This window comes from uncultured Ellagibacter sp. (genome assembly GCF_934636505.1).
Classification (GTDB): Bacteria; Actinomycetota; Coriobacteriia; order Coriobacteriales; family Eggerthellaceae; genus Ellagibacter.
In genome coordinates this window covers 1-10,214 of the sequence record NZ_CAKUAL010000067.1, presented here as the reverse complement: position 1 = coordinate 10,214, position 10,214 = coordinate 1, and the positions used below count along the sequence as shown (strand labels likewise).

General features: G+C 57.8%; 11 protein-coding genes and 1 pseudogene. 6 read left to right on the top strand and 6 right to left on the bottom strand.

What is annotated here, in order from left to right; genetic code table 11:
• Positions 1-279: 279 nt before the first annotated feature.
• From Q0G18_RS07730 to Q0G18_RS07720, 3 genes are all read right to left on the bottom strand, one after another.
• Complete coding sequence (locus tag Q0G18_RS07730) at positions 280-1,050, bottom strand: MerR family transcriptional regulator (RefSeq protein ID WP_297151617.1); 771 nt, start codon at positions 1,048-1,050, stop codon at positions 280-282.
• A 287-nt stretch (positions 1,051-1,337) separates the two neighbouring features.
• Positions 1,338-1,979, bottom strand: coding sequence for a DUF6179 domain-containing protein (locus Q0G18_RS07725; protein ID WP_297151614.1), 642 nt, complete (start codon positions 1,977-1,979; stop codon positions 1,338-1,340).
• A complete protein-coding gene (locus tag Q0G18_RS07720) occupies positions 1,948-2,448 on the bottom strand; it encodes a DUF6323 family protein (protein WP_297151612.1) in 501 nt (166 codons plus the stop codon). Before Q0G18_RS07720 ends, Q0G18_RS07725 begins: the two co-directional genes overlap by 32 nt.
• A 523-nt stretch (positions 2,449-2,971) precedes the next feature.
• Here Q0G18_RS07720 and Q0G18_RS07715 point away from each other — a divergent pair.
• On the top strand, positions 2,972-3,760 hold the full coding sequence (locus Q0G18_RS07715) for a DUF3825 domain-containing protein (RefSeq protein ID WP_297151610.1): 789 nt from the start codon (positions 2,972-2,974) through the stop codon (positions 3,758-3,760).
• Between the two features lie 122 nt (positions 3,761-3,882).
• Entirely contained in the window at positions 3,883-4,608 is a 726-nt protein-coding gene (locus Q0G18_RS07710; RefSeq protein WP_297151608.1) for a tRNA (N6-threonylcarbamoyladenosine(37)-N6)-methyltransferase TrmO, read from the top strand.
• 190 nt (positions 4,609-4,798) lie between these two features.
• On the opposite strand, the gene Q0G18_RS07705 is transcribed toward Q0G18_RS07710, so the two are convergent.
• From Q0G18_RS07705 to Q0G18_RS07695, 3 genes are all read right to left on the bottom strand, one after another.
• Positions 4,799-5,335: a CarD family transcriptional regulator gene (locus Q0G18_RS07705; protein ID WP_297151605.1), complete on the bottom strand. Its 537-nt coding sequence runs from the start codon at positions 5,333-5,335 to the stop codon at positions 4,799-4,801.
• Positions 5,336-5,701: 366 nt separating this feature from the next.
• Positions 5,702-6,850: an ATP-binding protein gene (locus Q0G18_RS07700; RefSeq protein ID WP_297151602.1), complete on the bottom strand. Its 1,149-nt coding sequence runs from the start codon at positions 6,848-6,850 to the stop codon at positions 5,702-5,704.
• Entirely contained in the window at positions 6,847-7,521 is a 675-nt protein-coding gene (locus Q0G18_RS07695; RefSeq protein ID WP_297151599.1) for a response regulator transcription factor, read from the bottom strand. Before Q0G18_RS07695 ends, Q0G18_RS07700 begins: the two co-directional genes overlap by 4 nt.
• Positions 7,522-7,628: 107 nt before the next feature.
• Here Q0G18_RS07695 and Q0G18_RS07690 point away from each other — a divergent pair.
• The 4 genes and pseudogenes from Q0G18_RS07690 to Q0G18_RS07680 form a co-directional block, all read left to right on the top strand.
• Positions 7,629-7,826: pseudogene (locus Q0G18_RS07690) on the top strand (peptide-methionine (R)-S-oxide reductase); the annotation flags it as partial.
• A 29-nt stretch (positions 7,827-7,855) separates the two neighbouring features.
• Entirely contained in the window at positions 7,856-8,020 is a 165-nt protein-coding gene (locus Q0G18_RS09490) for a CD1871A family CXXC motif-containing protein (RefSeq protein WP_366769246.1), read from the top strand.
• Positions 8,013-8,915 carry a 4Fe-4S binding protein gene (locus Q0G18_RS07685; RefSeq protein WP_297151597.1) on the top strand — a complete coding sequence of 301 codons (903 nt, stop codon included), beginning with the start codon at positions 8,013-8,015 and terminating at the stop codon, positions 8,913-8,915. The genes Q0G18_RS09490 and Q0G18_RS07685 overlap by 8 nt, the downstream gene beginning before the upstream one ends.
• 52 nt (positions 8,916-8,967) lie before the next feature.
• Positions 8,968-9,939 carry a TlpA disulfide reductase family protein gene (locus Q0G18_RS07680; RefSeq protein WP_297151594.1) on the top strand — a complete coding sequence of 324 codons (972 nt, stop codon included), beginning with the start codon at positions 8,968-8,970 and terminating at the stop codon, positions 9,937-9,939.
• The last annotated feature ends 275 nt before the right edge of the window (positions 9,940-10,214 follow it).

Sequence of the window (10,214 nt, the reverse complement as noted above, 5' to 3'; positions counted from 1 at the left end):
TGAAACCAGCTTGAGCAATCTGAGAGATCATGACTTTCGCTTCACGGGTAGAAAGTTCGCGCCCATTGCGCTCATCGGCGTTCTGATAGCAGTGAGCGCACTTCAGATTGCAGCAATTTGTGGTCATCCACGATACGATCACCGGCTGCTCCTCTCTCGCTTCCTTATCGCGAAAAAGGACGATATCGAACGACGCAACGTCGTCGTCAACACTAAGCGACGAGGAAAGGGCAAACGGTCGCAGAAGAGTCACTTGCCGCGCATCGCCAACCGAATCGGCTATTCAAGGTCGAAATACGCAAGAGCATCTTGAAGAAAGCTCAGCGTGCGCCGTTGAATGCCGGCATAGAAGTCACGGCCATATTGCTTTGGACCGGTTTTGCGCTGATTGGCTAATCGCTTGAGTCCTGCAAGCGCATGGCTCATACCGCCCAATGCAGAAAAGCGGATAGCCAGCTGCCGAGCTCGCTCGTCCGAAACCAGCACCCCGTCATGCATTGCCTCAATCGTATCGCCCATCAATTCATGCCAAGCGCGAATATCGTCTTTCGAAAGCTCAGGCACGGGCGCATTACCTCTCGATTCGCCGGCAATAGCAAACCAAAGAGTATTCTCGCGCTCTTTTGCTGCGCCAACCGCTTCTGCAAGCGCTTGCCATCCGGTCTCTTCTCCAGACTCGACGTGAGATTTCAATTCGTTAAGCGTATTCATCTCGCGAAGAATATCAGCGCTTTTCTGCTCGAGCTCCCTCTCCCGCTTGGAAAGAGCAGCTGTCAACTCTTCTTGCACTTCTTGATTTTCGCTTTGCTGAATTTCGGAAAGAGACAGGCCCAAATATTTAAGCGTGACGATACGATACAAGCGCTCTTCGTCAGCTTTCGAGTACAGCCTGAGGTTTTGTTCGCCCTTGCAGGTGGGATGAAGCAAACCGCGTTGGTCGTAGTACTGAATAGTTCTAACGGTAACACCCACACGTGCGGCTAATTCTCCGACCGTCATAAGATTCTGATCGGGTTCTTTGCTGTCTTGACCAATAGGTTTGCACATCATTGCCTCTTCGTAACACGGTATCCATCATATTTTTTCCGATGACGCTACGTCGTTGTCAAGAATGAGCGCGAAAAAATTCGGTGGCGGAAGATTGCGGCGCTCCCCCGGAAAAAGGAGGACGGCAAGACATGCAGCAAGTTCTTCAGCGGCATCAGCGCCTTTAAGAAGAACTAGCTGAAGCAGGCTCGACGAAAGAGGATGGGTTCGGAGCTTCCGCCCCCAATATTCAAGTACTTTTTATGGTTCGATTAGTGCGCCTCGGCGCTATCGGGATGCACTGTCGTCTATCAAGCAAAGCGATCGCGAATTGGTTCATACAGGTTGATCAGCAGTCCTCGATAGTCCGGACACCAAGACTCCAAATGTTCAACCATGTCATCCAAATCGAATCGCGCAAGAAAACGCGCCTCCTCCAGCAGTTGGGCAAGCCACATCTCGACGTAATCCAGACCCCTCAGCTCCTCGGAAACAGGAGCGCTCAACGGGTAGTCGATGCTGCAAGGGACTTGATGCGCAGCGAAGAACGTGTCGTAGCAGTTGGGAAGCCTCTCAATGCTGGCAAGCGTGTCCCTCAGCGCGATGTTTCGAAATGGAGGCATAGTCACCACCACCTGGCGCCAAAGACTCATGACCTCCGGGATGCGAGCTTCCAGCAGCTTTCGCCTTTCGGTCCAAGCCCCCACCACGTCCTCCGACTCCAGAAGAGATACCGCCACCTCGGGCTCTTCGCCGAAGAAGCCCAACACGTACAGCACCGACTCTGCCAAGTCGTAGCCTTCTTGCTGGGACACGCTGGAGGATCCCCCCAAGGTATACAGCTGGCAGACGTGAGTCATCAGCTCGGCGAATCCCCGCATCGCCCGCTCGGAGCTAAAGCCGTCCAGGCTCAACAAGGCATTAGTCACAGTCTTCACCCCAACGTTCGCCATACCATCCGTCGGCAATCACGTCGTCGAGCCACTCATCGGGATCCCAGCGATAAAGCAGACCGTCCTCGTCCGTGATCTCATACGCTCGCATGCCCTCGCAAGACGAAAGGCTGTCCTTCGACAACGAAAGAGCCAGCCCCACGTCACCAGCCGCCTCGCCGTCGAAGCACTCCCGCAGCGCTTCGACAATCTCCTGGTCGGCCACCTGCGCAGGCAGATCATCGCGCAGCTCGTAGAACGACTCGACAAGTTCCATCAAAGTATTCGCAGCGTTGCCCGTAAAGTAAGCGGAATCCGAAAACGTCCGAATCAGTCGCGCTGACGCCCCTTCCCCGAAGCAAATCCGACTGCTTTCCGCCAGGCAAGCTGCTTCGGTCCGAACGACCTCCTCGACTTCCCGGTTGGAGAGATTGCAACCCGCATCCCGCATCGCCCCGATAAACCCAATTTGCGCCATCACTTCAAACATGCACACCACCCTTTCTGATAAACCAGATAAGGCTTAATACCCGAAAACCAGGCGAAAAGACAGTCTGCAATTATGCTTTGGAACATGGTAATGTGCGAAAAGAATTATCCGCGGCGCCTTGCTCTTGACAAGGCGCCTTTTTATCGTGCGAAATCGTTTCCAATGCGTCTTTTCCCAAGAAATGACACGACTTATTAACATTTCAGAGTGCAGCGATGCACGAACTTTGCCTTCATGTTGCATCTCCTCCTGATTCTGATGTCAATTTCGAGTATTGTCCTATTACCGTCGGCCCTATTCACGCATATTCGGCTGACCGGTAAAAAACTCAAAGCCCGCCGTCGCCGAAATCGTCTCGCCACCCCGAGCTCGGTCGAGACTGGGGTCGGGTGATTTGTCTCACTCGCAAATCAATATGCGACGAAAGACTTCGGACGACATCTAAGGAATGCCAACGCGTCAATCCTCGCTCGTACGTGTAAAATCAAGCCGATTGACCGCCCAGCTACCAGAAGGACGCCATATGGAAATCCCTAGCACCCTGTGCAGCAACCTATACGACTTCGCATTTTGCCCCGAGCCCTGCTATGACCGCCTGGTCGACCTGGCCGATCCCGAGGATTGGGGCCTCAACAACCGCATTCTCAAAAACTACCTGTCGTTCTCGTTTAGCCGCGCGGTGTTCCTTACCGAGCGCGACGCGAACCAGACCGCGCCGTCCAACCTGCCATTGGTGTTCGACGACGGCCGCTGCCTGTTCAACACCGGCCTGTACACACGCCGCTACGAGAATATCTACGGCCTGTTCGAGCCCAACACCAAGCCCGACGCGCGCCAGCACTGGTTTTTGAAGGGCTTTTTCAAAGAGAGTGACCCCATGCTGGTCGCCTTCGAATACCTGCCCTGCCGCGTGCACTTTGCCGAGGATCCCTCTGAGCTCGTCTTCGACTACCGCCTGCCCATCCGGTCCAATATCGACCACATCTTAGGCGATGAGGAGAACTTGACGCGCATTCCCGCGAGCCTCATGGGAGAAGACAACTCGCTGCTGCTGCGCCGCGCCTTCGAGGGCGCTGTCGTCGAGGCAGCCCGCCGCGCCGCGGCCAACTATACGCTCGCCGTGCCGCAGTTCTATGGCGGCAGAATCCAGTTGCTTTTGCCGCTGTGCCTGACCAGCGACAAGCCCGAACTGGCGCTGACCATCCAGCGCGAAGACGGGTTCTACGCCGCGCGCACCTGCCTCACGATTGAGATGGCGTACAACAACGCGCGACTTATCTGCCGTCCCGAGACCTCCTGGATTAAGCGGTAGCGACTGGCTCATCTGCGAGGTTGCGCTTCATTTGGCGCACGGGGCAAGCCTTGCGCCAGCAGATTGGCTGATGAGCACATAGAACCCGCAATGTCAGACGACCACCCTAGCTTAGGAACAGCATGAAGCCGATAGCGCACATTCGCACCGACCTACCGCAGAAGTTCGGGATACCCCGCAACAGCTTTCTCGCACCCCATCTGCGAGGACACATCGTGTTCGAGCCCGAATACGCACTCGAGTCGGCTGTTTCGGGAATCGAGAGCTTCTCTCATCTCTGGCTGATCTGGCAATTCGAAAACGGCGTGCCCGGCGGAACCGCCGACGACATCGCCACCGATTATGCAGCACCCAACAAAAACGGGGCAAACGCCAGATGGTCGCCGACCGTGCGACCCCCGCGACTGGGCGGCACCGAGCGAGTAGGCGTGTTCGCATCGCGCAGCCCCTTTCGCCCGAATCCGCTGGGCTTGAGCTGCGTGAAGCTCGATCGGGTGAAACGAACCGACGCCGGGCCCGTGCTCCACGTCCTCGGGGCCGATTTGCGAGACGGCACGCCGATTCTCGACATCAAGCCCTATATCCCCTTCGCCGACTGCCATCCCGATGCCCGCGGCGGATGGATCGAAGACGCGCCGTGGCACGAGCTTACGGTCGACTTCCCTGATCAACTTCGCGAATCAATCGAGGAAGACAAGCTCACCGGCCTCGTCGAGGTTCTGAGGCAAGACCCGCGGCGCGCGGGAAGCAAGCACGACCCCTCGCGCGTGTACCACCTCGCCTATTCCTCGCACGACGTCGCCTTCACCGTAGACGGGGATGCCCTGCACGTCATCTGCGTGAACTAAACTCGCGCGCATGCAATCTTCATGGGCAAGCTGAGTTGTGCCGCGATATGAATTGCACATCGCGGTTTGGGGCCAGTCACAAATAGGCTCTATTGGGGAATGGCGCCAAAATCATCCCTGAGGCCGGCGCGCAACCGAAGGCAGAATACTCGCAGCTACAGAAACTCCCCCAGCCGGCAAAAAACAGGACTCAGGCAGCGCCGCTCATGACCTTCTCGATACGATGGAGAAGAAACTCGGGCGTTTTTTCGCGATCGAGGTTCAAAGACACTGCCAGCTCATCGCACAACAGGTCCTGAGCTAGTCGCAGGTAGCGCTTATCCGTTTCGGTGGCAGCCCTTCCTCGGGCAGAGCGGGCCTGCGAGCGCTCGTAGGAGAATCGCATTATGCGAATAAGCTGGTCAGAAGAGAAATAATGCAATCGGCGGGAATATTCAGACTCTTCCCTTCGGTCAAACGGCGCAGAGGCGGCGCTTGACTCGATTTCCTCGGGAGTGATGTCGTCGATATCCTTGATGGAATCGATCAGGCTCAACGCTTCACGCTCGGTCATCACCGGCCTGAAATCAGGCAGAACGGCCTTTTCCACCGGGATGAAAAGCTTAAGGGCCCTCTCGTAAAGCGCTTCCAGCTCATAGTAGTCGCGCCCGTCGATATATGCCTCGCGAATGCCCGTCACCGTGCAAACCCGGTGCTGATAGACCACCTTTTCGCCAATCTCCAACATTACAAACCCCTTTCTCGTGCGCTTCCTGCGGAGTGTCCCTCCTGTGGGAAACCGCAACCTTGCCGCACGCCCGATCCCCGTGACGGGCAAACTGCAGCATAGCTCAATGAAAAGGAAGGCTCCTTACCTTCGCTTCCACAGTGCTCCTATTTGGAAAACGTATGCTACGCGCGCCTTGAACAGGCAGAGGCTTTGCATCGGAAACGATTGCTCGCAATCGAATAAGTCTAGTATAGCTAATTTTCGAAAAGCTCCGTAAGCAGCAAAACGGCAATCGGCGCTCGCCGCATGAGGGATTTTTCAACGTCAATGGCCCCAATCGGCACGCAGGCGCCATCGGGACGGTCGCAGTGCGCCCCCTGCGCGTCACGCGGTCGCGGCGATCTCCCCAACGGGGAGCTCCACGCGCATGACGGTGCCGTCCCCAGAGCTCGCCTCGACCTCCACCGTGCCGCCGTGAAGTGCGGCTATTTCCCACACAAGCGAAAGTCCCAGCCCAACGCCGCCGTATTCCCTGCTGCGGGACGAATCGACGCGGAAGAACGGCTGGAAGATGCTTTCCTTGAATTGCTCGGGAATCCCTGGGCCGCCATCGGTGATCCGCAGAACAACGCGCCCGCCCTCCTCACAGGCGGAGACGCGGACCGCCGTGTCGGGTCGGCTGTACCGAATTGCGTTCTCGACCAGGTTGAACATGAGTCGATACATCAACGTGTCGCTGCCGGTCAGCCGGGCATCCCCGCTACGCTCAAGGGCGATGCCGCGCGCCTCGGCGAGGGGCGTAAGGTCAGCGAGAACCTCCTCGACCATCGGCGCTAACTCGATTCGGTCGTTGCAGGGCACGCTGCGAAGCTCGCTCATCTCGAGCAGCGTCTTCGTCATCTGCGACATCTTCTCGGTCTGCTCCTGCAGAAGCTCGAGGAAGGCAGCCTCCTCAGGCCCCATGTCGGGATGCTCGGCGGAGAACAGCTCGACCTGCGCCTGCATGAGCGCAAGCGGCGTCCGCAGCTCGTGCGCAGCGTTCCCCGTGAACTGCCGCTGTGCGCTAAAGCCCTCGTCAAGGCGGTCGATCATGCTGTTGAACGACTTGCTGAACTGCTGGAACTCGGGCAGCACGTCCTCGCTGATCTTCATGTCCGCCAAATTGCTCGGCTGCACGTTCTCGACCTGCGACGCAAAAGCCCGCAGTGGCCTGAGCGCGCGGCCGCTGACGAAGTACGCCAGCACGCCACCGAGCAGCGTCACCGCAACCGTGATAAGCCAATTGGTCGCACTGAAGGATTCCTGTGCGTTGCTCACAACGATCGTAAGCTCTTCGTCGAGCTCGCGGTTGTCGGGGTCGAACGACGCGGCGGCACCCCCGTCGATGTCGGCGCACGCCGATATGCCACTGCCGATCGAGTCCATGTAACGCATTCCCGAATACCCGATGAGGCAGTTCATCAGCACGCACATCACGCACACGAGAAGGGCCGTCATCAGCGTGATGCGCCACTGCAGCGAGAGCCTTTTCATGAGACATCCTCCATCACGTAGCCCTCCCCGATGCGATTGCGTATGGGGTCGTGCCCCAAGGCAGCGCGCAGCTTCTTCCTCAAGGCGGAGATGTGCACCCTGATCGAGTTGCTGAAGCTGTTCACGCTACTGTCCCACACGTGTTCGAGCAGCTCCTCCTGGCTGACCGGCCGTCCCTGATTGAGCATCATATACTCGAGTATCCCGATTTCCTTTCGCGTGAGGGACAAAGCCTCCTCGCCTACAGCCGCCCGACGCGCCTTTGTGTCGAAAGTGAGATTTCCGCAGGTCAGCAGCACATCATTTTGCGTAAAACGTCTGAGCGTGAGGCTGCGTATCCTCGCCGCAAGCTCTTCGAGGTGAAACGGCTTCGTGAGGTAATCGTTCGCGCCCGCGTCAAGGCCCGCCACCTTTTCGGCAACCTCGCTGCGCGCCGACAAGATGAGCACCTTGGTCTCGCAGTCAACTTCTCTCAGTGTCCTAAGCACTGTCATGCCATCCGCGCCAGGAAGGTTCAGGTCGAGCACGACAAGATCGAAGTTCTCAACCGCAAGCAGGTCAAGCGCTTCCCGCCCATCGTGGCAGCAGTCGACGCTGTACGCAAGGCGCCTCAAGCTGCGCGCGATCGCATCGCCCAGCGACCGTTCGTCTTCAACAACCAAAATGCGCATGCGGGCCTCCTCGCATAGACGCCGTCTCTCTTAACACGGATTTTATAGGCGATATGTTCCAATGGATCGCGGAACGGAAGGAATAGGCTTATTTCTCCCGAAAGGAGGACAACAGCCTCGGAATGCGTCGAACCGAGGTGCGCAGCCGCGCTGGCGATCCCCATCTCAGCCACGTGTTCACCAATGACCCAGAGTCCCCCAACGGCGTGCGTTACTGCATCAATAGCGCGTCTTTGCGCTTCGTGCCGTACGAGAAGATGCACTCCGAAGACTACGGATACCTCCTCGATCTGTTCAAAGAGTAGGTTTCCGCAGATCAAATATTAGAAAGTGAATGAAAGGAGCGATTGGATTGTTCAAAGCGATAAAGCCTGCGGCGCAAATTGCCTTGCTGGCAGCCGGAGTGGCCATGGTGTGTTTCGGCGCGATGAGGAGCGAGGCGGAAGCCGTGCTGGCCAAGGCGATTCGACTGTGCTTGGAGTGCATCGGAATTGGATAAGAGAAGAAACCCCGTATCGCAGTTTTTGAGCCGCTTCCGTAGCTGGATCCAAGCGGGCGCGACGCTGCTCACCAATATCCACCTGCCGAACTTTTTCAAGGGCACTATCTATCAGGGGCAGGGCAAAGCGGTCTGCGTACCTGGCCTGAACTGCTATTCCTGCCCCGCTGCCACAGGAGCCTGCCCCATCGGGTCGTTTCAGGCGATCGTGAGCTCGTCGAAGTTCAGCTTCTCGTACTACGTGACCGGATTTCTGATCCTCATCGGCGTGCTGTTGGGGCGTTTCGTGTGCGGGTTCCTCTGCCCCTTCGGCTGGCTGCAGGAGCTGCTGAATAAAATCCCTGGCAAAAAGCTGTCTACAAGGAAGCTCAAACCGCTTAGGTACCTGAAGTATGCCGTGCTGCTGCTCACCGTGATCTTGCTGCCCGCGCTGCTTGTCAACGACGTCGGGATGGGCGACCCGTACTTCTGCAAGTACCTCTGTCCGCAAGGAGTGCTCGAAGGCGCGATTCCGCTCGCCATCGTCGATAGCGGCATACGCTCCGCATTAGGGGCGCTGTTCACCTGGAAGCTTGTCGTCCTGATCGCAGTGGTCGTCTTGAGCGTACTCATCTACCGCCCATTTTGCAAATGGGTCTGCCCGCTCGGCGCACTCTATGCGTTCATGAACAAGGTATCCCTGCTTGGAATAAAGGTTGACCAGCACCGATGCATCTCGTGCGGCACGTGCGCGAAGACGTGCAAGATGGACGTCAAGGTCACCGAGTCGCCCAATCACACCGAGTGCATCCGCTGCGGCAAGTGTATAAGGGCCTGCCCGACCGACGCCATCGGCTTCAGCTACGGCCTGAGCTTGCCGGAAAAGCAACCGGATCAGCAGTGCGAAGAGAACTGACGAATTGAGAAAACGACAAGCAATGCAAACAAGTGCAAATGGAGGAATGATTATGAAACTAACGAAAATTGCGGTAGTGCTGGTGGTCTCCCTTTTGGCGTTCAGCCTTGCAGCCTGTTCGGCTCCTAAGGATAGCAAAGCCGACTCCACAAGCGGCAACACCGATATCGCGGCTTTGCTGGCAACGCAGCCGAAGAACACCGAGGAAGCGACTGAGCTGCACCAACAGCTCATGCAGAAGGAAAACGAGATCCTCTCCGGCAACTCGAAGCTGTGGGAGAAAGTCTTTCTGGCAGCTAACAAGGACACACCGATGATCGAGGACGGCAAGAACTACGGCGATTTCCTGCTCGACACGATCGAGGGGGCCAAGGACCAGTTCTCGGCCGAGGAGCTGAAGACGCTCAAGACCGGAGCGCAGCAGGTGAAGGAAATCGAGGACAAGCTCGCGGCCCTCGAGAAGGACTTCCCCGGATGCGGTAGTTCCCCGAGCTCGGGGGAGAGCGTCGACGCGTCGAGCGCCGGCATGCCGAATAGCGCAGGCGCCGCTACCAGTGCGGGCAAGTTCCCGAGTTTCCAGGGGAAAGACCTCGACGGCAACGAAGTGACCAGCGACAAGCTCTTCTCGGGGAGCAAGGTGACGGTGGTCAACTTCTGGTTCACCACCTGCAAGCCGTGCGTGGGCGAGCTGGGCGACTTGGAAGCGCTCAACAAGGAGCTCGCCGGCAAGGGCGGCCGGGTCGTGGGCGTGAACTCCTTCACGCTCGACGGCGACGCGACCGCGATTTCCGAGGCGAAGGACATCCTCGCGAAGAAGGGCGTCACGTACAAGAACGTCTGGTTCGCGTCGAGCAGCGAGGCCGGGAAGTTCACCTCCGAGCTGTTCTCGTACCCGACCACCTACGTCGTCGACAAGAACGGCAACATCGTGGGAGACCCGATCGTCGGCGCAATCACGTCCCCCGAGCAGCAGAAAACGCTCAGCAAGCTCATCGACCAGGCAATCGCGAACAGCGAGGGCTAAGCCCGCAAGCGAGCGCTATGGGAAGGCACCGGCATGCGAACTGCCGGGGCCTTCCTGCGTCTTGCGAGCAGTCGACCGATTGAGCGAGACGCACGACCGAACAGGGCCCCTGGCAGCGAAGAGAGGCTCCGACGTTAAGCCATCAACTCCCTGCGTTTCAGGAAATCCTTTTTGATGCGGTCGCCCATTTCCTCAGCCAGTTCAAATCCCTGGTCGCAAATGGCTTCGACAGAGGCCTGGAGAGCGACGGGGAACTCCTCGATCGTCTCATCAAG

Excerpts from the sequence above, each read along its gene's own strand:
- Q0G18_RS07730 (WP_297151617.1), bottom strand. The coding sequence starts at position 1,050 with ATGATGTGCAAACCTATTGGTCAAGACAGCAAAGAACCCGATCAGAAT.
- Q0G18_RS07725 (WP_297151614.1), bottom strand. The coding sequence starts at position 1,979 with ATGGCGAACGTTGGGGTGAAGACTGTGACTAATGCCTTGTTGAGCCTG.
- Q0G18_RS07720 (WP_297151612.1), bottom strand. The coding sequence starts at position 2,448 with ATGTTTGAAGTGATGGCGCAAATTGGGTTTATCGGGGCGATGCGGGAT.
- Q0G18_RS07715 (WP_297151610.1), top strand. The coding sequence starts at position 2,972 with ATGGAAATCCCTAGCACCCTGTGCAGCAACCTATACGACTTCGCATTT.
- Q0G18_RS07710 (WP_297151608.1), top strand. The coding sequence starts at position 3,883 with ATGAAGCCGATAGCGCACATTCGCACCGACCTACCGCAGAAGTTCGGG.
- Q0G18_RS07705 (WP_297151605.1), bottom strand. The coding sequence starts at position 5,335 with ATGTTGGAGATTGGCGAAAAGGTGGTCTATCAGCACCGGGTTTGCACG.
- Q0G18_RS07700 (WP_297151602.1), bottom strand. The coding sequence starts at position 6,850 with ATGAAAAGGCTCTCGCTGCAGTGGCGCATCACGCTGATGACGGCCCTT.
- Q0G18_RS07695 (WP_297151599.1), bottom strand. The coding sequence starts at position 7,521 with ATGCGCATTTTGGTTGTTGAAGACGAACGGTCGCTGGGCGATGCGATC.
- Q0G18_RS09490 (WP_366769246.1), top strand. The coding sequence starts at position 7,856 with ATGAAAGGAGCGATTGGATTGTTCAAAGCGATAAAGCCTGCGGCGCAA.
- Q0G18_RS07680 (WP_297151594.1), top strand. The coding sequence starts at position 8,968 with ATGAAACTAACGAAAATTGCGGTAGTGCTGGTGGTCTCCCTTTTGGCG.